Source organism: Streptomyces sp. NPDC015346 (genome assembly GCF_043078785.1).
GTDB lineage: Bacteria > Actinomycetota > Actinomycetes > Streptomycetales > Streptomycetaceae > Streptomyces.
In genome coordinates, this window is the sequence record NZ_JBIBTW010000002.1 from 179,196 (window position 1) to 198,609 (window position 19,414).

Annotated in this window: 17 protein-coding genes and 1 pseudogene; 5 read left to right on the plus strand and 13 right to left on the minus strand. The window is 67.7% G+C overall.

What is annotated here, in order from left to right; all coding sequences use genetic code 11:
* Window positions 1–9: 9 nt before the first annotated feature.
* From ACF06X_RS06810 to ACF06X_RS06830, 5 genes are all read right to left on the minus strand, one after another.
* Window positions 10–1,644 (minus strand): transporter, encoded by a 1,635-nt coding sequence (locus ACF06X_RS06810; RefSeq protein ID WP_392286141.1) that lies wholly within the window; start codon window positions 1,642–1,644, stop codon window positions 10–12.
* A complete protein-coding gene (locus tag ACF06X_RS06815) occupies window positions 1,641–1,976 on the minus strand; it encodes a hypothetical protein (RefSeq protein ID WP_392286142.1) in 336 nt (111 codons plus the stop codon). Before ACF06X_RS06815 ends, ACF06X_RS06810 begins: the two co-directional genes overlap by 4 nt.
* A gap of 128 nt (window positions 1,977–2,104) precedes the next feature.
* A complete protein-coding gene (locus ACF06X_RS06820; protein ID WP_392286143.1) occupies window positions 2,105–2,470 on the minus strand; it encodes a cupin domain-containing protein in 366 nt (121 codons plus the stop codon).
* Window positions 2,471–2,666: 196 nt separating this feature from the next.
* On the minus strand, window positions 2,667–4,496 hold the full coding sequence (locus ACF06X_RS06825) for an acyl-CoA dehydrogenase (RefSeq protein ID WP_392286144.1): 1,830 nt from the start codon (window positions 4,494–4,496) through the stop codon (window positions 2,667–2,669).
* A gap of 199 nt (window positions 4,497–4,695) precedes the next feature.
* Window positions 4,696–5,487, minus strand: coding sequence for an SDR family NAD(P)-dependent oxidoreductase (locus ACF06X_RS06830; RefSeq protein ID WP_392286145.1), 792 nt, complete (start codon window positions 5,485–5,487; stop codon window positions 4,696–4,698).
* A 239-nt stretch (window positions 5,488–5,726) separates the two neighbouring features.
* Between ACF06X_RS06830 and ACF06X_RS06835 the strand changes: the two genes are divergently transcribed.
* The 3 genes and pseudogenes from ACF06X_RS06835 to ACF06X_RS06845 form a co-directional block, all read left to right on the plus strand.
* On the plus strand, window positions 5,727–6,128 hold the full coding sequence (locus tag ACF06X_RS06835; RefSeq protein WP_392286146.1) for a RidA family protein: 402 nt from the start codon (window positions 5,727–5,729) through the stop codon (window positions 6,126–6,128).
* Between the two features lie 623 nt (window positions 6,129–6,751).
* Entirely contained in the window at window positions 6,752–7,297 is a 546-nt protein-coding gene (locus tag ACF06X_RS06840; RefSeq protein ID WP_392286147.1) for a hypothetical protein, read from the plus strand.
* A 147-nt stretch (window positions 7,298–7,444) separates the two neighbouring features.
* Window positions 7,445–7,651: pseudogene (locus tag ACF06X_RS06845) on the plus strand (response regulator transcription factor); the annotation flags it as partial.
* Between the two features lie 86 nt (window positions 7,652–7,737).
* Here the strand turns inward: ACF06X_RS06845 and ACF06X_RS06850 are convergent.
* From ACF06X_RS06850 to ACF06X_RS06860, 3 genes are all read right to left on the minus strand, one after another.
* Complete coding sequence (locus ACF06X_RS06850; protein WP_392286148.1) at window positions 7,738–8,412, minus strand: response regulator transcription factor; 675 nt, start codon at window positions 8,410–8,412, stop codon at window positions 7,738–7,740.
* Between the two features lie 250 nt (window positions 8,413–8,662).
* On the minus strand, window positions 8,663–9,784 hold the full coding sequence (locus tag ACF06X_RS06855) for a Zn-dependent alcohol dehydrogenase (protein ID WP_392286149.1): 1,122 nt from the start codon (window positions 9,782–9,784) through the stop codon (window positions 8,663–8,665).
* A 16-nt stretch (window positions 9,785–9,800) separates the two neighbouring features.
* Window positions 9,801–11,174: an NAD-dependent succinate-semialdehyde dehydrogenase gene (locus ACF06X_RS06860; RefSeq protein WP_392286150.1), complete on the minus strand. Its 1,374-nt coding sequence runs from the start codon at window positions 11,172–11,174 to the stop codon at window positions 9,801–9,803.
* A gap of 234 nt (window positions 11,175–11,408) precedes the next feature.
* On the opposite strand from ACF06X_RS06860, the gene ACF06X_RS06865 reads away from it, so the two are divergent.
* Together ACF06X_RS06865 and ACF06X_RS06870 are read left to right on the plus strand one after the other, a co-directional pair.
* Complete coding sequence (locus tag ACF06X_RS06865) at window positions 11,409–11,612, plus strand: ferredoxin (protein ID WP_392286151.1); 204 nt, start codon at window positions 11,409–11,411, stop codon at window positions 11,610–11,612.
* A gap of 222 nt (window positions 11,613–11,834) precedes the next feature.
* Window positions 11,835–13,442 carry a 4Fe-4S binding protein gene (locus tag ACF06X_RS06870; protein ID WP_392286152.1) on the plus strand — a complete coding sequence of 536 codons (1,608 nt, stop codon included), beginning with the start codon at window positions 11,835–11,837 and terminating at the stop codon, window positions 13,440–13,442.
* Between the two features lie 213 nt (window positions 13,443–13,655).
* On the opposite strand, the gene ACF06X_RS06875 is transcribed toward ACF06X_RS06870, so the two are convergent.
* From ACF06X_RS06875 to ACF06X_RS06895, 5 genes are all read right to left on the minus strand, one after another.
* Window positions 13,656–14,843, minus strand: a complete 1,188-nt coding sequence (locus tag ACF06X_RS06875; protein ID WP_392286153.1) for a saccharopine dehydrogenase family protein — start codon at window positions 14,841–14,843, stop codon at window positions 13,656–13,658.
* Window positions 14,844–14,905: 62 nt separating this feature from the next.
* A complete protein-coding gene (locus ACF06X_RS06880) occupies window positions 14,906–15,247 on the minus strand; it encodes a cupin domain-containing protein (protein ID WP_392286154.1) in 342 nt (113 codons plus the stop codon).
* A 144-nt stretch (window positions 15,248–15,391) separates the two neighbouring features.
* On the minus strand, window positions 15,392–16,675 hold the full coding sequence (locus tag ACF06X_RS06885) for a flavin monoamine oxidase family protein (protein ID WP_392286155.1): 1,284 nt from the start codon (window positions 16,673–16,675) through the stop codon (window positions 15,392–15,394).
* On the minus strand, window positions 16,672–18,009 hold the full coding sequence (locus ACF06X_RS06890) for a flavin monoamine oxidase family protein (protein ID WP_392286156.1): 1,338 nt from the start codon (window positions 18,007–18,009) through the stop codon (window positions 16,672–16,674). The genes ACF06X_RS06885 and ACF06X_RS06890 overlap by 4 nt, the downstream gene beginning before the upstream one ends.
* Before the next feature lie 89 nt (window positions 18,010–18,098).
* Window positions 18,099–19,346 (minus strand): cytochrome P450, encoded by a 1,248-nt coding sequence (locus tag ACF06X_RS06895; protein WP_392286157.1) that lies wholly within the window; start codon window positions 19,344–19,346, stop codon window positions 18,099–18,101.
* Window positions 19,347–19,414 lie beyond the last annotated feature (68 nt).

The following is a 19,414-nucleotide window of genomic DNA, read 5'->3' on the forward strand; positions in this document are numbered from 1 at the left end:
AGCTTCGGATCAACGGCCCCTGGGCCTGGCGTCCGCCCCGGTCAGGAGCTTGTATTCGTCGCGCCGGAATTCGGCTTCGGACTGCCCTGACGACCTCATGCTGCCGAGCCACCCCAGCAGGAATGCCGTCGGTACGGAGATCAGGCCCGGGGTCAGGAAGGGATACCAGTTGAAACCGGCCTGCGGGAAGAGCGCGTCATCGGTCCCGGAGACGAAGGGTGAGCAGGCCATGAGGATGACGCAGGCCGACAGTCCCCCGTAGACACACCACAGCAGCCCTGTGCGATTGAACCCGCGCCAGAAGAAGGAGTAGATCAGCACGGGGAAGACGCACGACGCCGCAACGCTCATGGAGAACGTCATCAGGAACTCGAACGGATGGTGAACGGTGGCAGCGGACACCGACAGCGCCGCGGCGCACAGGATGACGACGGCCAGACGCAACGCCCACACCTCTCCGGTGCCGGAGCTTTTGGCCCGCGAGGTTTTCGCGTACACGTCGTGGGCGAAGGAGACGGCGGCAGCGAAGGCCACACTGGCCACGGTCGTCAGCACGGCCAGGAAGACCAGACACGCCATCACGGTGACCAGCACAATGCGCGCCGTCGGATGGTCTGGAAGTACGGCCGAAGCCAGCAGGATCGGGGACGACTGACCGTCGGCGTCGACCGCGCTGATGGCTCCGCTGCCCACGACGGCCGCCGCCGCGAAACCTGTTGCGATCAGCAGGACGGTGTAGACACCGCTCAGCCCCACGGCGGTGCTCATGGATCGCCGCGCCGAGCGCCCTGTGCGGGACGCGCTGATACGCAGGATCAAGTGAGGCGCCACGGCCGTACCGAGGATCACGACCAGGTGATCACCGATCAGGTTGAACGGTCCCAGGGCGGTCGCGTCGGACCATATTCCCCCGCTCAGATACTGCTGCGGCGCAACACTCTTGTTCACCGCGGCCGAGAGGACGCTTCCCGGGTCCCACTCGAACTGCTTGAGGGCCAGGAGGCTGACCACGGCAAGCGTCACCAAGGCAAGGGGGACCTTGATGACGTGCATGAAGCCAAGGCCTCTCAAGTCGGCCACCCCGGCGAAGCACGCGACGAGGAAGGCCATCAGAACCGTGCACACGATCTGGGCTCTCGGGGTCGACATCCCGACCAGGAAAGCCGTGGTGATGCCGGCGGCACGCAGCTGAATCGCGAGGATGGGAACCGTGACGATCAGCGTCACCAGGGATGCGGCGACGCGGGGCGCCACTCCTGACGCACGCAAGGAGAAGAGGCCGCCGAGAGTGTAACGGCCGCTGTTGCGGATCTTCTGAGCGAGGAGCAGCAGCACGCTGAAGGCGACAAGAATGTCGATGGCATAGAGGTAGCCGTCGTAGCCGAACAGAGCGATGCCCCCGGGGACCGCCAGCAGGGTGAGGACCGATATCTGCTCTCCGGCCACGGCGAACCCGTTGAACACCGGTGAGAGGGACCGGTCGGCGATGTAGAGCCGTTCCGGGTCGTCCTCCTGCGCTGACACGAGGACGAAAGCCCACAAGAGCGCCAGTCCCAGCAGGACCAGACAGGCGACGACAACGGTGGCCCGGACGTCGGCACCGAGCGGGGCGACCGCGCCCGACGCCAACGTGCGCAGGGTCACCACTTCACCGCCCCGTCGACGGGAGAGGCACCCGACGCCTCGGCCTGGCGTACTCCCTCGACCAGGGCCCGCTCGACGGGATCGCACAGACGCTCGGATCGCCTCTCGTACCACCAGGCCATGGCGACGAAGAGGCCGCATTGCGCGATGCCCCAGACGACGCCCAGGGTGAACTGACCGAACAGGGGCAGGCCGGGGAGGGTCGAGAAAGGGAACAGAACGACACCGACGGCGAGGGGAACGCCGTTGACGACGAGAAAGACGAGCTGGGAACGGTGGACGGCCTGGCGCAGGTGCTCGACGCGAGCCCGCTGTGGCGCATCCTGCGGCACGTACGGCCCCGGTCGGCTTCGCGACGGATGGTTGGGGAAGTGCACGGAAATCTCCGGCCTGTGAGGAGGGATGACTGCGCGACGCATCGGCGGAGTGCCGGCCTGTCGGTCGCGCAGGTCGCCCGCTGTCAGTTGGCGCCCGCCACCGGGGTGAATGCCGCGAAGAACTCCCGCACCGGAGCCTTGACGACCCAGGTGCTGGTGATCCCAGGGGTGAGATAGACGACGTCCCCGGCACCCACCTTCGAGGTGTGCCCGTCGGAGGTGATCGTCGCCGCACCCTCCAGCAGATGGATCACGGCCGCGTGATCGGCGCGGTAGTTGAACGTGCAGGGGTCGAAGAGCGCGACTCCCGACCAGACATGATCGTTCTCGCAGAGAGTGTGTATCCGAGCGTTCGCGTCGCCCTCGACCGGCTCCCAGCCGCCTTCCTCGGGCGCCAGGGGCACGAACTCGGCGTCGTCGATGCGGCCCGTCACAACGGGGAGGATCATGGCGTTCCCTTTCACTTGGCTTGGCGGCACGCTAGCGGTGCGCGCATGCGGGCTCGCGGGGAGCGAGGGCGTCCTGCCCGCATGGGGGATGCCCCGGCCCCAGCGAGCTTTCCAACTCATCCGACAAGCCAGCATGGTTGAGGGCCTGACTGCCGAACGGCACCGAGTTCTTCCGGGGCTCGACAAGTCCACGGGACTACAGCAGTGCTGCGTCCAGGTCCCGACAGAGCGACTCGCGTCGCGAGACGACGTCCAACCAGGCATGGATCTTGGGCAGTTCGTAGCCGAAGAAGTAACGCATCGCGGCGAGTTTGCCGGGAGCCTCAGCGTGGTCACTGGCCTGGGCGGACACGGCGACGTCCAGCCAGATCCAGGCCAGCACCACGTGGCCGAAGCCTTGCAGGAACAGGGTCGCGTTGGCGAGCGCCTCGGTCGGGTCGCCGCTCTCCCACGCTGACGAAGCTGCCGAGACCGCGCGCGTCCAGGCATCGACAAGCCTGTCGGCGTACTCACCCAGACCACCGTCTCGGGCTCGTTCAGCTGTCGCCCGCACCCGTTGCGCCAGTGCCTCCACGCAGGCTCCATCCGCCAGCAGCATCTTGCGCCCCAGCAGGTCGAGGCCCTGGATGCCGTGCGTGCCCTCGTGAATCATGTTGAGCCGGTTGTCCCGCCAGTACTGCTCCACCGGGAAGTCGCGGGTGTATCCGGCGCCGCCCATCACCTGGATGGCGAGGCTGTTCGCTTCCAGACACCACTCGCTGGACCAGCTCTTCACGACCGGCGTCAGCACCTCGAGAACCCGGCCGGCATCCTCTGCCGCCGCCGCGTCTCCGGTGGCCTGCTCGTCGAGCAGGCGCGCCGCGTAGAGACCGAGTGCGATGCCACCCTCGGAGTACGCCTTCTGTGCCAGCAACATCCGCTTGACGTCAGCGTGCTGGACCAGCGGCACCTGGGGCGTCGCGGCGTTCTTGCCGGCACGTGTGAGCGGGCGGCCCTGCCTCCGTTGCTTGGCATAGTCCAGCGAGGCCGCGTATCCGGCGAAGCCGAGCGCGGCGGCCCCCAGCCCGATGGCGATCCGCGCCGCGTTCATCATGTGGAACATCTGCCGCAGGCCATCGCCGGGCTTGCCGACCAGATAGCCGACCGCGCCTGCCTCACCGTTCGGCCGCCACGTACCGTCGCCGAACGCGAGGGCGGTGTTGGGTATGCCTCGGCAGCCGAGCTTGTGGTTCAGCCCCACCAGCACGACGTCGTTGCGCTCCCCGAGGTTCCCGTCGGCGTCGACCAGGAACTTCGGGACCACGAACAGGGAGATTCCCTTGGCGCTCGGGTCGAAGGTTCCGTCCGGGCCGGCTGTCTTGGCGAGCACGAGATGGACGATGTTCGCGGCCAGATCGTGCTCGCCGGCGCTGATCCACATCTTGTTTCCGGTGACCCGGTAGCGCGGCCCGAGTGGGTCATCGGCGTATCCGTCGCCGTCCGGAACAGCCCGTGTGGTGATGTCGGACAGCGATGAGCCCGCCTGGTTCTCGGACAGGCACATCGTGCCGGCCCATTCACCATGCAGCTCACGCGAGGCGAACACCTGGCGTTGCCTCTCGGTTCCGTGAGCGAGGAGCAGGGAGGCGTTGGCCTCGGTCAGCATGGCCGGGCTCATCCCGCCCGAAGCCGCACTGAACAGCACGTTGGCCGCGAAATCGGCGGTGCGAGGAAGCTGCATGCCACCGTCGGCCTCATCATGCGAGGCCAGCATCATGCCGAGGCCGACGTAGGCGTCCCAGGCCTCCTGCGTCTCTTTCGGCAGGATCACCTTGCCGTCATCGAAGACGGGCTCGTGCTCGTCGATGATCCGGTTGGCCGACTCGAACCGTTCGGCGGCGACCGCGGACGCCGCACGCAGCAACTCGCCTATTCCGTCGAGGTCATGGGCGGAAAACCGAGGTCGGGCGAGCAGCGATCCCAGGTCGAGCCACTCCTGAAGCAGATACTCCAGAGTCGGCAGCAACTTCTCCTGCAGCACAGTCATTTCCTGACGTTCCTTCCACCATCACTCCGAGGACGCTCCACGGACCGAGCTGCGGTCCCACGCGAAGCGAGAGTCGTCCCCGAGCATCCGTTCATTCATCGACGACCACACGTCCGACGCCGAGGCCATCCGCCCACCGCACCGCCAACCGACAACCGCTGCGCATCAAGCACGAGGCCGGTCACGCGCCTCTCTTCGGTCAGGAGACCGAGATGGCGCCGTCGATGACGATCGTCTCGCCGCTGATGTAGCTGGATGCGTCGGAGGCGAGGAACACCACAGCGTTCGCGATCTCCTCGGGCTGGCCGACACGGCCCAGCGGAACGGTGCGCGAGATGTACTTGGCGGTGTCGACGTCGACGCTCAGGTCGGGCAGCATCGCGGTTTCCACGTAGCCGGGTGCGACGGCATTGACGCGGACACCCTTGCGAGCCCACTCCAGGGCAACGGCCTTCGTGAGACCGATGACGCCGTGCTTCGCAGCGATGTACGCGGCGTCGTCGCGGGCCGCGATGACGCCGAGGACCGACGAGATGTTGACCACGCTGCCACCGCCGTCCTTCAGGTGTGGGCCGGCAGCCTTGAGCATGACGAAGATCGTCTGCAGGTTCACCTCGATGACTTGCTGGAACTCGGAGAGATCAATCGACTCCAGCCGACCCATGAAGTCGTAGCCGGCGTTGTTCACCAGGATGTCGAGGCCACCAAGGGTCTCCACGGCGCTGGTCACACACGACTCGATCGACTCCGGCGAGCGAAGGTCGACGGCATAGGGAACAAAGGTCCCGGCGAAGCCCTCGACAAGGTCGGCGGTTTCCTTCAGGCCGGCTTCAGTGCGGGCTGCGCCGACGACGTGGGCGCCGCGACGAACAAGCTCGACGACGATCGCCTGGCCGATGCCACGGCTCGCGCCGGTGACGACGGCCCGGCGGCCGGCAAGATCGAATGGGTCGGTCCAGGCGTCGTTTGACGACGTGATGTCAGTACTCATGCCGGGATCGTGGCCCCCTCGTTCGCGGACCCTCGCCGTCGGTCGACCAACTGCACCCACTTGGGCTACGTCGCCCCACCGGGGAGCCAAGATCCGCCGAGCCGACCCCAGCGCTCGACCGGGCGGCCCGCCACGCGAGGGCATGGCCGGACCGGGGCCCACCACCGTCAGCTCCCCCAACCGGGCAGGGATGGCCGCGACGCCGTGGCTGGGCCGGCAATGCACCTCAAGGTACTGCCATGGCACTTCACAAGATCAATCCCGACACGCTCGCCCAACCGCACGGCTTCGCCCAGATCATGGTCGGCACCGGCAGCAAGATCGTCGTCACCTCCGGGCAGGTCGGCGTCGACAAGGAGCACAAGCTCGTCGGGAGCGACTACCGGTCGCAGGCGCGACAGGCAGCTGAGAACGTCTACCTCGCGATCGCCGCGGCGGGCGGAACTCCCGCCGACATCGCGCGTCTGATGCTCTACGTCGTCGACGCGAGCCCGGCCAACCTGGAGGAGGTCTACGCCGGTCTCGGCGAGGCAGGTGCCGCGGCGGGAGGGAAGGCGACCACGATGACGCTGATCGGGGTCACGGCCCTGTCCGACCCGGCCTGGCTGGTCGAGATGGACGCCACCGCCATTCTCGACTGATCCGACCTGATCTCTGTTGCCCGGGGCATGCCTGTGCCCCGGGCAACAGGCATTGACCTTCCTTGCCGGCGGCGGGGACCCTGAACGACGGCAGTGCGGGTGGATCCGGCAACCGGTATCAGGCGTGAGGATCGTGCGTGACACATCCGTCAACGGAACCGGCGTCAACGCTGCCGGCTGAGGTCACGAGTTTTGTGGGTCGACGGCATGACATATCTGCGGTCCGCCACTTGTTCGCATCGGCGCGTCTGATAACCCTGACCGGCATCGGCGGTGTCGGCAAGACCCGCTTGGCACTCAGCCGCCCATGACGTCCGCCGCGCGTTCAAGAACGGTGTGTACTTCGTCCAACTGGCCGGTCTCGCCGAGCCCGGCCTCCTCCCGCAAACCGTGGCCTTGACAGTTGCGAGCATCTGGTCGAGGCGACCGCCGGCCTGGTCGATCGCGTGCTACGCGCCGCTCAGGGGTGCGTGTTCTCGCTGCCAGTCGGCAAGCGCTGCGCAACGACGGTGAGCACCTCTACCCGGTCGCGCCGCTGCTGACCCCCTCTCCCAGCACCGCAGGCGACGGAACGGCGGCCAACTACCCGGCGGTCGAGCTGTTCACGGATCGCGCCGTCGCCGTTGTACCCGATTTCAAGATCACCGCTGCCAACGAGGAAGCTGTCGCCCGTCTGTGCCGACGGCTCGAAGGCATCCCCCTTCGCCCTGGAACTCGCCGCGGTTCGCCTGCAGGTGCTGTCGCTCGAGGAACTGGCCGAGCGGCTCGACGATCGGTTCCAACTCCTCCGAGAGCACGACGCACAGATCCGGTTCCGGATGCTGGACACGATCCGCGAGTACGGCCAGGCGCGCCTCGCGGAGGCCGGCGAGGGCGGTGATCTGGCCCTTCGGCACCGGAACTGGTTCGCCGAACTCGTCGCTGTCGCCACCCGCGAGTGGGCCGGCCCGCGCCAGGTGGAGTGGGCCGCCCGCCTCCACCTGGATCACCCGAACATCCGCCTCGCGCTCGAGTACTCCATGGCACGGCCCGCCGAGATGGGAATCGGCATCGGCATTGCGGCGCAGCCTTGGTTCTGGGCTTCGATGGATCACCTCAACGAGGCTCGGATGTGGCTGGACCGCGGACCGCGGCCGCCACGGGTGAGGCCGAACGTGCCACGGTGGTGATCGGCGGCGCGGACCGCGTCTGGAACAGCATCGGCTCCCCACACCTGCACGAGAAGCGCGCGCTACGCGGATGCCGCGTGCACTCGGCTCGGCGCGGCGGCATTCGACGCCGCTCGCGCGCGCGGCCGCGGCATGCAGGTGGATGAGATGATCGGATTCGCGTCGCGGGAGAGTGCCGGTCTTCGCGCCTCCGCCGCATCCAAGAATCGCCTTACGCGGCGTGAGAGGGAGGTCGTCGACCTCATCGCCGAAGGCATGTCCAACCAGCAGATCGCGACGAGGCTCGTCATCTCGGTACGCACCGCCGAAGGTGACGTGGAGAAGATCCTTGCGAAGCAGGGCTTCAAGACACGGGCCCAGATCGCGCCCGGGTCGCCCGGCAAGACGCCCCGTGACCGCACGGCCGCTGACCGTGTTCGTGGACGGCGCCGGTCTCCACGTCACGCAGGCTCGCTGGCGCCATCGCCGGCGGACACCAGGCCCAGTTCCTGCGCCCTGATCGCGGCTGAGGCCCGGTTCGGCACCCCAAGCTTGCGGTACACCGCACTGGTGTGCTGCTTTACCGTGTGTCGCGAGAGGTTGAGTCGGCGAGCGGTCTCCGGGTTGCTCAGCCCCTTCGCGAGGTGCTGGAGCACATCCAGCTCGCGCCTGGAGAGCTGCACCTGCGGAGCCGCCGCGCCTTTGGGGAAGACCCTCGAACCTTCGGCGACGCACTTGAGGGCATTGACGAGCGCACGTCGCGACATGTGCTTGGACAGAGCTCCAACAGCTCCCAGCGAGGTGGCGAGAGCCCCCGGGATGCGCCCTTCGCCGGACATCAGCACGACTTTGACGTGCGGCATCCGCTCCTTGAGCCACTCGCACAGCTCCGGGCCGGAGCGTCCACCGAGGGAGGCGCTGACGAGCACGACCTGTGGTTGGTGACGCCGGACGATGTGGATGGCCTCCTCGATGGAGCCGGAAAGAAAGCACGTCGCGACCCATGGCGCGTCGTCCAGCAATGAGCGCAGGCCGGCCTGGATCAACTCGTTCTCGTCGACGATCAGAACCCGCTGCGGCCGACAGGCATCCTGCCATTCGAGCACTCCCACGGGCGCGTCTGCCACCACTGTCATCGAAACTCCTCCGCTCGTCCCCCAACAGGTGAATTTCTGTTGAAGACAAGGTGGTCCAACCAGCAGCGCGGGGCACCCGTGGAACTACCCGTTTCGCCACCCGCAGCACGTGGGCGGGTGGCGTCCCGTGGTCGTTCGCCCGGCCTCGGCGACTCGCGCCCCGCATGGTCTCCCATCAGGAGGTGCCGCGGGGCGCTACGACGTGACTCCGGATCGTCACATGGACCACGTCAGGGCCGGCCGGGCCTGGTCAGGTGAAGTCGATGACGGTGCGGATTCCCTCGCCGCGCTTCATCGCGTCGAAGGCGTCGTTGATGTCATCGAGAGGGACGCGCGAGGTGATGAGCGAGGCGAGATCGAGCTGGTCGGCCTGAGCCAGGCCGAGAATCCTCGGAAAGTCGATCGGCGGATTCGCCGACCCGTAGTTCGAGCCCACGATGCGCAGCTCCATCATCGCGATGAGCGTCGGGTCGGCCTCGAACCTGACACCTTCGGGCGCCATTCCCACCAGTACCGCGGTGCCCCGGGTGCCCAGCATGCCCAGCGCCTGTTCGATCGTCGCCTTGAGCCCGATCGCCTCGAAGGCGAAGTCCGCTCCGCGGCCGCCCGAGAGTTCCCAGATCGCCGCCACGGGGTCCGTCTCCCGCGCGTTGATCACGTGGGTGGCGCCGGCTCGCTTGGCCATGGCGAGCTTGTCGTCGTGGACATCGACCGCGATGACCTTGCCGGCGGACTGAGCCGCGCATCCGAAGAGGACGGAGAGACCGACGCCGCCCAGGCCGATGACGACGACGGTGTCACCCGGGGCTATGCGCACGGTCTTCGTCGCGGCTCCGAACCCCGTCGTGACAGCACATCCGACGACCGCGGCCACGTCGGTCGGAACTCCGGACGGCACGGCGACCGCGCCGGTCTCGGGGACGACGGTGAACTCGCCGAACGACCCGGTGCCCATGTACGTGTAGATCGGCCGCCCGTCCTTGCGCATCCGGGTCGTGCCGTCGTACATGACGCCCGCGTGCACGGTCTCCGCCAGCTTCTCGCACAGGTTGGGGCGCCCGACCAGGCAGAACCGGCACCGCTCGCAGCCCGGGGTCCAGGAGAGCACCACGGGGTCTCCCACCCTGTGCCTCGTGACGCCCGGGCCGACGGCCTCGATGGTCCCTGCCCCCTCGTGCCCGAGGACGATCGGCACCGGGGGCGGCCAGGCGCCGTCGAGGGCGTGGAGATCGCTGTGGCAGACGCTGCTGTTCGCCAGTTTGACCATGACCTCTCCGGGCCCCGGCTCGGCCATCTCCACCTCCTCCACGACCAGAGGCTGACTGACCTCGTACATCACCGCCGCACGCATGGTGCGTCCTTGGAATCCCATGATTCTTGCCCTCTCCCTACTCACATGTCCGGATGAGCTTGCGGTTGGCGAACTCATCGACCCCGAAACGCCCCAGCTCTCGCCCGAAGCCCGAACGCTTGACACCCCCGAACGGCAGCTCGGGGCCTTCACCACCCAGGACGTTGACCGAGACCATGCCCGCGTCGATCTGGTCGGCGACGCGCATCGCCTGCTCGAGATCTGTGCTGAACACGTACGCGCCGAGTCCGTAGGGCGTGTCGTTGGCCAGCTCGATCGCCTCCGCTTCGGAAGCCACTCGGTAGACGTGCGCGAACGGGCCGAAGAATTCCTCGCGTGCGGGCTCGTTCGCGGGGTCGATGTCCACGAGCACCGTCGGCTCGAAGAACGCGCCCTGTCGCCCTCCGCCCAGTGCGACCGTCGCGCCGCCGTCGACCGCCCGCTGCAACTGGTCGGACAGCCCTTCCGCCGCGGCCACCGACGACACCGGGCCCAGCAACGTCTCGCTACGGGTCGGGTCGGACGGCCGAAGTTCCTTCAGCGCGGCGGTGAACTTCTCCATGAACGGCTCGTAGACGTCGTCGGCCAGGATGTACCGCTTGGCGCCGCAGCAGACCTGGCCCGCGTTCTCGTAGAACCGGGCCCACAGCGCGTACTCGACGGTTGCGTCGAGGTCGTCGGTGCTGAGCACGATGAACGGGTCGGAGCCGCCGAGTTCCAGCACGACCTTCTTGAGGTGGCGTCCGGCGGTCTGGGCCACGGCAGCGCCGGCCGCTTCGGAGCCGGTCACCGAGACGCCTTGCACACGGGGATCGGCGATGACGGCGTCGATCTGGGTGCTGGTGGCGTACAGCATCTCGTACGCGCCCTCGGGATACCCCGCGTCGGTGAACACCTGGGCGATCGCCGCGGCGGACTCAGGGCACTGCGATGCGTGCTTGAGAAGGATGGTGTTGCCGAGCATCAGGTTCGGAGCCGCGAAACGTGCGACCTGGTAGTAGGGGTAGTTCCACGGCATGACCCCGAGGAGGGCGCCTACCGCGCTGCGACGGACGACCGCCTTGCCAGGAGTCGCGAGGAGTTCCAGCGGTTCGTCGGCCAGGAACTGCTCCGCGTTGGCCGCGTAGTACTCGAAGATGTCCACGCACACATCGACCTCGCCGAGGGCGGACGTGATCGGCTTGCCCATCTCGCGCACGACGATCCGGGCGAGTTCTTCGCGCCGCTCCCGGTAGAGTTCGGCGACTCGCCCCAGGAGCGCGGAACGCTCGGCGATCGACGACGCTCGGCCCCAGGCGCGGTAGGCCGAATCGGCCCGGTCGATGGCAGCCGTAACCTCCGCATCGGTGAATGTCGCGAAGTCCTTGATGGTTTCGCCGGTGCTCGGGTCGGTAACGGCGTATGTGCTCATCTGATCCCTTACTCGTCAGCCGGACTGGGCGGCTGCGACCACCCATGGACGTTGAAACCACAAGCCGAGATCTCCGGGCCGTGTATCCGGCGAATCAGCACCCAGCCGGGGGAAGCCGGAGCCGGATGCCTACGCCGCTCCCCCACCTGGGTGTCACTTGGGTCCGTCAGGCCCCTTGACCCACTCATCACCCGAGCAAGATTGGGCACTTCCCCGATGGAAAGGCAACGCCCGATGACGCTGAAGATCGTCGCAGACCTCGCCGTGTGCAGAGGAACCGCGTGCTGCATGATGGAGTCGCCCGACCTGTGCGACGTCGATGAAGGCGCCGGCAAGGTCATCCTGCTCGTGGACGAGATCACCGACGAGCGCCGGGCCGAGGCGGAGGCCGCAGTCCGCGCATGCCCGGTCAAGGCCCTTGCTCTGCGGGACGGCTGAGCCGGACGCACCGGCTGATCGTCGGCGTTGCGACATGACTGCCGCGACGACGATCGCCTCCTGCCGGGTCGACCAGCCCCGGGCGCTGTGCGTCAACGCGTGGCGCCACCTCGTGCGGTCTCGGCAGGCCATTCACCATCGCGTCCCCTGGGCGGAGATCGTCACCCCTTGACCGCGGCAAGCGCGCGGCCCCAGTTCCCCGAGCAAAGATGGATTCTTCCGATGGCGTATGTGATCACACAAGGGTGTTGCAACGACGGCTCGTGTGTGCCGGTCTGCCCCGTTCAGTGCATCAGGCCGCGCCCTGGTGACCCCGACTTCACCCACACCGAGCAGCTGTACATCGACCCTGCCGCCTGCATCGATTGCGGCGCCTGCATGGACGAATGCCCGGTCGAGGCCATCCACCCCGATTGGGAGCTGCCGGAGAATCTCAGCGAGTACGCCGAGATCAACTCCGATTACTTCGAGACCCATCCGATAGCCGGTGCCAGCGTTCCGAGCTACACACGCCGCGTCCTCGCCGAGGGGCACGATTCACTCCGCGTGGCTGTCGTGGGATCCGGCCCCGCCGGTTGCTACGCCACTGGTCTCTTGAGCGAGATCCCCGGCGTCACGGTCTCGGTGCTGGACCGACTCCCGACCCCCTTCGGTCTCATTCGCGCCGGTGTCGCTCCCGATCACGTCCACACCAAGTCGATCAGCGAACGATTCAGCCGGTTCCTCGATCGCGCGAACGTCGACTGCTTCTTCAACGTCGAGGTCGGCAAGGACGTCTCACTCCAGGAACTGCTCGACTCCCACCACGCTGTGATCTGGGCGGGAGGTGTCGGCGCCGATCGCAAGCTCGGCCGACCCGGCGAGGACCTGGACGGCGTCTACTCCGCCCGCGACTTCGTCGCCTGGTACAACGGTCACCCCGACTTCGCCGACCGTGCTTTCGACATCTCCGGCGAACGAGCGGTCATCGTGGGCAACGGCAACGTGGCCCTCGACGTGGCGCGAACCCTGCTGCTCCCCCGCGACGTGCTGGCTCGAACAGACATGTCGGATCGTGCGATCGACGCGCTCGCGCGATCCGGTGTTCGAGAAGTCGTCGTGGTCGCCCGGCGAGGCCCCGAGCACGCGGCGTACTCCCTCGGCGAGCTGCTCGCGCTGTCGAACAGCGGCGACATCTCCCTGGCTGCCGAAGCGAGCGAGGTCGCCGCCGCGCCGGACCACGGTCGGCGGCACGACATTCTGCTCCGAGCCGCACAGAAGGCTGATGCGGACGACCCCGCCGAGCGCGTCGTGCGCCTGCGGTTCGGCCTGGAGCCGGTCTCGATCGAAGGAAGCGAGCGGGTGCGGTCGATCACGTTCCGACGGAGCGACGGCCGGCTGGAGACGATCGAGACGTCCGCCGTCTTTCGCGCCATCGGCTATCGAGGTCTGGAAGTCGAAGGACTGCCCTTCGACCCGCTCACGGCCACGATCCCCCACAACGCGGGGCGCGTCGTCGAGCCTCGATCCGACGAAGAGATCCCTGGCGTGTTCTGCTCGGGGTGGATCAAGCGCGGTCCACGAGGCGTCATCGGCACGAACAAGGTCGATGCCATGGAAACCGTCGACAGCATCCTCCAGGACCTCGCAGCGGACCGGCTCACACCACCGAAGAACGAACAACAACCGCTGGTGGACCTCCTCGCGGCACGCGGCGTGGACGTGGTCGACAAGGCCGCCTGGAAGCGGATCGATGCCGCCGAGAAGGAACGGGGCAGGACCCAGGGTCGGCCACGTCAGAAGTTCCTGAACTTCGGCGAGTTGATCGACGCGGCGCGCGGAGACAAGTGACGTGAGGAACTCCGGACCATGCACCGCATGGCCCGACAGGCCCAGCAACCCGGTTGCTGGGCCTCGCCGTGTACCGCCTCCGCGGTCGTACGTGGGACCTGGCAACCTCATGGCACACAGAACGGCCCTCCCGGTGTCGCGATCAACGACAGCGGGAGGGCGCTTTCCGATCATGGCCCCCGTGAGTTCGCCCGGTCGAGGCCGGACCCGTGGTCAGCCGAACGAGATGGGTGACGGGTCGTCGAGCTCGCGGATGACGAGCGGGTCCTTGCCTTCCGGCAGCTCGACGAAGTTCCCGTACAGGGCGAAGAAGTCGTCGGGTTCGATGGCCCCCTCGGGCGCGTGCACGCCCGTCCGGGTGATGCGGCCGCGACGGAGCAGTTCCAGACCGATGGCGAGCGGCACCCCGGTGCCGCCACCCATCTTTCCGCGCGGGACCGCCGCCGGTTCGACGGAGACGGCCACCGGGCGCCCGTCACGCAGGCCGTAGGCGGCAGCCCAGCACTGCGACAACGGATCCCGCGGGCCGAGGTCGGCGGGCACCGGCGGCTCGTCCAGCCGGCGCGCGCCCTCGGCGAGGCTGACCTCTCCGGCGGTGTAGGCCGCAGCGACCTTCCGCACGTGTTCGAAGATCCACTCCGGACCCGAGGTCAGGTTCGTCGACCTGGACACGCCCGCCACATACCGAGGGAGCGTGATCGCCTCGGGGTGCCCGACCGTGTAGGCATGGACACGCCCGATGCCCGGGTAGTCGAGCGACACCGATTCCAGGGGCGCGACATCCTGTTCGCGTCCGTCCCGCCAGGTGCGGATGCTGCCGCTGACCTGGATCAACCAGTGCTCGACCGCGGCGCTCGCACCAGCCGGAGCGGGGAAGGCGGCCTCTTCCTCGGTGACGGCGCCGCGAAGCGACCAACCGGTGAACAGCTCGTCTACCTTGTCCAGTTGGCGCGCCGCCACGAGAGCGCACATGTTGGAGAAGCCCGGGCTTCCGCCGATTCCCTTGATGACGTGCAGGCCCTTCTCACGCGCTGCGGCGTCGAGTTCGAACGCCTCCAGCGTCGACTCCCAGTCGTCGTCGATGTCCAGGTAGTCGCACCCGGATTCGATGGCGACCTCAAGGATCCGGCGAGCGAACAGCGAGAACGGACCCATCGTGTTGAGCACGACGTCGCACTCGGCGAACGCCTCCCGCATCGCGTCGGCATCGGTCGCGTCGAGGCGGATCGCTCGGCACGGCTCGCCGACCTCGTCGACCAGCCGTTGGGCCTTGTCGAGGTCGATGTCCGCGATCAGGAGCTCGGAGACCGAGCCCAGTCGCGCGATCGCGCGAACGGCCCATCGGCCCATGGCTCCGGCGCCTCCGATGATGATCGCCGATACCTCTTTGGTCGTTGTCATGTCTACTCCTACGAATAAGGGTGAACGCACTGGAAATGGTTCAGCGGAACATGAAGGGGACGTCAGTGCTCCCAGTCGGCCGGGCTCACGGCGTAGAACAACCGGGTCCCCGCGGTGCCGGCGAAGACGACGGTCGCCCCCTTCTCGAGGGTGATGAAATCTCCCGTCGAGCCCACGATCACCTGATCGCCGACCGTCAACGTGACCTCGCCCTCGATCACGTACAGCAACTCTTCGTACGGAAGCGTCGCCGGCTCCGCAGGCGTGGAATCGGTGAATTCGGCGAAGCCTCCGGCGAGATCGGTCAGAGCGGACGCTCGCGACCGACGGTCGAGGGCCAGCGGACCGTAGGCCTCGAGAAACCTCGGATCGCGCTGCTCGATGCGTACGGGAGTGTGGGTCATCATGCCGTCCTTCGCATGTCTTGGGCTGGGCGAGCGTGTTGCCGCGCGCCGCTGCTGATGGATTCGCAACGGCCGGAGTTCGGAGTGACGACAAGACCGGCCCCGGCGGTGACCCGCGCTCGGACCGGTCTTGTCGTCGTGCCGCTATCCCGCAGGAGTCAGGGATCGCTGCAGCAGCACCTCGTCCGCGGCGCGATCGCCCGAGCGCAGGGCCCCCTCCATGCTGCTCACCCAGTTGTCCGCGGTGTGCTCGCCGGCGAAGTGGATCATCCCCCAGCCGACGGCACGGGCGAGCAGCGCCGGCAGCCGCGGGAAGTCCGCCATCAGGCTGGACACGACGCCTCCGGCATACGGCTCCCGAGTCCAGTCCTGGAGCACGCCGGCGATCCGCTCGGCTTCCGAACCCGTCGCGATCCGGATCAGGTCGTCGAGGGCGTCGAGTGCCCGCTGCTCATCACGGAGGAAGCCGTCGCTCAGGTCGGGGGCAAGACCGTAGACGACGACCGTGTCCTGCTCGCTGACGGGTCCGGCCCACGCGAAGGAGATCGGTCCGTCGCTCGTGACGCTCGCGCCGAGGCGGCTTCGGAGTTCGGCTCCGTTCGCGTACTGCCCGGCGACCTTCCCGCCCTGGGACATCGGGGTCGTCACCAGCGCCTGGAGCTTCCACTCGGGCAGTACCGGATCGAAGGCGATGCCGCGCGTCGCGGTCACCGGGGTCGTCACGATGACGTTGGCGGCGGTGAACTCGTCGGTCGCGGTCTTGACGGTGATCTCGAAGGTCTCCTGATCCTGACGGATCAGTCGCACCGCCTGCTCGAACCGGACGTCCAGTCCCGCTGCCATCGCGGTCGCGAGGGAATCGGCACCGCCGGGAATCATCCAGCTCGTCTTCCCGGAATGCGGCGGGTGGATCATGGACATCTGAGTCTCTTCAGGCTCGTGTACCGGATTCGCTCCGGCCTGTGCCCGCACCAGCCGCCGGGCCAGCGGCGAAAGCCCGGCGCGCGCCGTCCACGACGCGATCGACTCCGTGGCCACCGGTGGGGAAGCGTCCAGCGCCGCACGAACCTCGTCGGCCACCTTCGCGCACTCCTCGGGCGTGAGCAGCCGCCCTTCGGCCACGACGGTGTTCCGCAGGACCGAGGACAGATCGATCCGCCCGTCCGGGCCCGGCTTGAGGATGTTGATGGTCGGCGTCAGCTTCACCCCGAACTCGGCGCACGCGCGCAGGATCCGGTCCTGGCCGAGGTCGATGAAGGAACCGCCCAGGTCGGCCGGCTGGCCATGGCGGAGGCGATCGCGCTCGGTACGCGTGCGGCCGCCGACGCGTGTCGTGGCCTCGAGGACGATGACCTCCTCGCCGCCCGCCCGCAGCTTGCGTGCGGCCGCGAGTCCCGCGAGGCCGGCTCCGACGACGACAGTGCTCATGCCTGCACCAACTTTGCTTCGATCTCCTGCGGGGACAGCCGCTCGGAGGCGCCCAGCACTTCGTCGGCGGCGCGCAGGCCGGACAGCGCCGCGCCTTCGAGACTTCCCTGGTAATAGACGTCGGTGTGGTCACCGGCGAAATGCACGCGGTGGTGCGGCACGGCGAACTGTGCGGCGAAACCGCCGCCACGGCCGGTGAACTCGGCGTAGGTGCTGACCGACCGGACGTAGGGGTCCGTCGTCCAGTTGTGCTGTCGCGTCGCGAGTCGGGTCACCGGGGCGCCCACGACAGCCTCGACGACGGCGTCGAGCTCGTCGGCCGCGGCGCCCTCCGTCTCCAGGATGAACCGTTCGTCACCTGTGATGAAGCCGCTGACGACTGCGGGGCCCTCGGTCGTGTACTGGTTGCTCACGAACGCCGTGTTGATCGGCCCGTCCGAGCACACCACCTGGGTCAGCGCCTTGCGTACCGCGTCTCCTTCGGCGTACTGGCACGCGACCTTGCCGCCCCGCGCGCGCTGCAGCGAGGACAGCGCCGCCGTGATGTTGGGCGGCAGCGGCGGGTCGAAACCCAGCGCGCCGAGGAGGGATGCCGGCACGGCGGCGATCACACGATCGGCCGGGATCCGCTCGCCGCTCTCCAGCTCGACCTCGACACCATCACGTCGCTGGCGTACCGCGCGCGCCGGCGAGTTCAGCCGTACGTCCAGGTTCTCGGCCAGTGCCTCGGGCAGAACCTGGGATCCGCCGACCACCCGCTGGATGGTGAAGTAGCCCGTCTCGACGAGCACACCGGAGACGTCCATCTGGTGCGTCTCGTACTGGACCAGGTGGGATATCGCTATCAGCGCCGCTTCGGCGTCGGGCGACAGGTCGAGGCGTCGGACCCACTGGCTGACCACCTCGTGGTGGGCCGGAGGAGTCTCCTGCACCGCCGCCCGGATCTCCCGGTCGACCGCGGCGAACCGCTCGCCGCGAAGTGCCTCTCCGCCGAGAACGATGTGGCCTTCGTGGAGCATGCCGTGCACGAACAGTTCGTCGGGCGCGGTGTCTTCACGCCACAGCCAGAAGGGCTCCGACATCTCGACGCCCAGGTCGGCGCAGAGCTTGGGAATGGCCTGGTACGGGCCCAGCAGCAGTTCACCACCGAGGTCGCACTGTTGGCCGGCGGCGAACCCCTCGCGCACGGTGTAAGCCCGCCCGCCGACGCGGTCGCTCGCTTCGAGCACGACGACCGGTACCCCTGCGGCGGTGAGCTTATGAGCCGCGGTCAGACCAGCCAGGCCTGCGCCGATCACCACCACTGGGCGCACGCCATCACCCGTCGTATCCACTGACAATCCTCCACTGCTTGTGACTCGGCGAGAAGGCCGCGGCCGCAGCCTGAGTCCCCCGCCTGTAATGGGCCCTGGACATGGCTGACTCAGCGCAGGCGAACCGGCATCGCGGTGTACTGGTTGAGCGTGTACGAGGTCGCCATCGGCGTCTCGCCGTCGAGCCGCACAGTCGGATAGCGCCTGATGGTTTCCTCGAGCATCACCCGAAGCTCGAGCCGGGCCAGCGCGGCGCCGAGACAGAAGTGCCGGCCGCCGCCGCCGAACGCGTGGTGTTCCGGGTTGCGACGGACGTCGAACACCTCGGGGTTCTCGTACCGGGTCTCGTCACGGTTGGACGACGAGTACCACAGGGCGACCTTCTCGCCGCTCTTGACCTGCTTGCCCCCGAGCTCGACATCACGCGTTGTCGTCCGGCAGAAGCTCGTGAACGGCGGGTACATGCGCAGCGCCTCTTCCACCGCGCCGGCGATCAGGGAGGGGTCCTCGACCAGCAGCCGCATCTGGTCGGGGTTCTCCATCAGCGCCTTCATGGTGCTGGTGTAGGTGGACTTCGTGCTGTCGTTACCGGCGGAGAGAATCAGCAGGATGTTCATCGCGATCTCTTCGTCGGTGAGCGGCCGGCCGTCGACGGTGCCGTTCACCATCACGTCGATCACGTTGTCCGCGACACCGACCGGAGCCGCGTCGGTTCGCCGGCGCCGGGGCTCGATCATCTTCGTCGCCTCTGCCACGAGGAACGGCACGAACTCGTTCACGTACTCCTCGAGGCCACCGGGGTTGTACCCGGGGTCCTCTCGCGCCATGTAGCGGTTCATGTACGCGGCCCATTTCGCGTCTTCTTCCTCGGGAATTCCGCACATGGCGTGAATGACCCGCGACACGATCGGCTGGGCGACGTCCTCCACCAGGTCGGCCGTCTCCCGCCCCTCGATCCGGCTGAATACCGTGTCGGCGACCTGACGGATCCAGGGCTCGTCGGCGGCGATTCGCGACGGAGTGAACCGCTCGAGGAAAAGCGCCTTCATCTTGTCGTGGAGCGGCGGGTCCATGTTGATGAACGTCTTGTTCTCAAGCGCCGTGATCACCGGATTGTCGAGATTGTCGACGCCGTTGATCGCCGACGAATAGGTCTTCCAGTCGCGGCTGATCGCCTCGATTTCCGAAGCTCGCGTCACCGACCAGAATCCCGGCATGTCCGGGGGGCCGGGAGGGCCCGACCAGTGCACCGGGCACTCACCCCGCATTCTCGCGAAGAGCTCGACCGGAGGTCCGCTCTGCCAAAACTCCGGGGCGCCGACGTTCGTCTCGTCGAGCGGCTTTTCAGCGGATGTCATCAGAAGCTCCAGGGTTCGTTCACCTGAGGGCACGAGCAAGTAGCTGTTATCTAAGCAACCGTCCGGGC

What these genes read in the sequence shown, in the direction of transcription:
- ACF06X_RS06870 (WP_392286152.1), top strand. Translation starts at nt 11,835, where the DNA reads ATGGCGTATGTGATCACACAAGGGTGTTGCAACGACGGCTCGTGTGTG.
- ACF06X_RS06865 (WP_392286151.1), top strand. Translation starts at nt 11,409, where the DNA reads ATGACGCTGAAGATCGTCGCAGACCTCGCCGTGTGCAGAGGAACCGCG.
- ACF06X_RS06850 (WP_392286148.1), bottom strand. Translation starts at nt 8,412, where the DNA reads ATGACAGTGGTGGCAGACGCGCCCGTGGGAGTGCTCGAATGGCAGGAT.
- ACF06X_RS06820 (WP_392286143.1), bottom strand. Translation starts at nt 2,470, where the DNA reads ATGATCCTCCCCGTTGTGACGGGCCGCATCGACGACGCCGAGTTCGTG.
- ACF06X_RS06880 (WP_392286154.1), bottom strand. Translation starts at nt 15,247, where the DNA reads ATGACCCACACTCCCGTACGCATCGAGCAGCGCGATCCGAGGTTTCTC.
- ACF06X_RS06825 (WP_392286144.1), bottom strand. Translation starts at nt 4,496, where the DNA reads ATGACTGTGCTGCAGGAGAAGTTGCTGCCGACTCTGGAGTATCTGCTT.
- ACF06X_RS06855 (WP_392286149.1), bottom strand. Translation starts at nt 9,784, where the DNA reads ATGGGATTCCAAGGACGCACCATGCGTGCGGCGGTGATGTACGAGGTC.
- ACF06X_RS06895 (WP_392286157.1), bottom strand. Translation starts at nt 19,346, where the DNA reads ATGACATCCGCTGAAAAGCCGCTCGACGAGACGAACGTCGGCGCCCCG.
- ACF06X_RS06885 (WP_392286155.1), bottom strand. Translation starts at nt 16,675, where the DNA reads ATGAGCACTGTCGTCGTCGGAGCCGGCCTCGCGGGACTCGCGGCCGCA.
- ACF06X_RS06860 (WP_392286150.1), bottom strand. Translation starts at nt 11,174, where the DNA reads ATGAGCACATACGCCGTTACCGACCCGAGCACCGGCGAAACCATCAAG.
- ACF06X_RS06835 (WP_392286146.1), top strand. Translation starts at nt 5,727, where the DNA reads ATGGCACTTCACAAGATCAATCCCGACACGCTCGCCCAACCGCACGGC.
- ACF06X_RS06830 (WP_392286145.1), bottom strand. Translation starts at nt 5,487, where the DNA reads ATGAGTACTGACATCACGTCGTCAAACGACGCCTGGACCGACCCATTC.
- ACF06X_RS06875 (WP_392286153.1), bottom strand. Translation starts at nt 14,843, where the DNA reads ATGACAACGACCAAAGAGGTATCGGCGATCATCATCGGAGGCGCCGGA.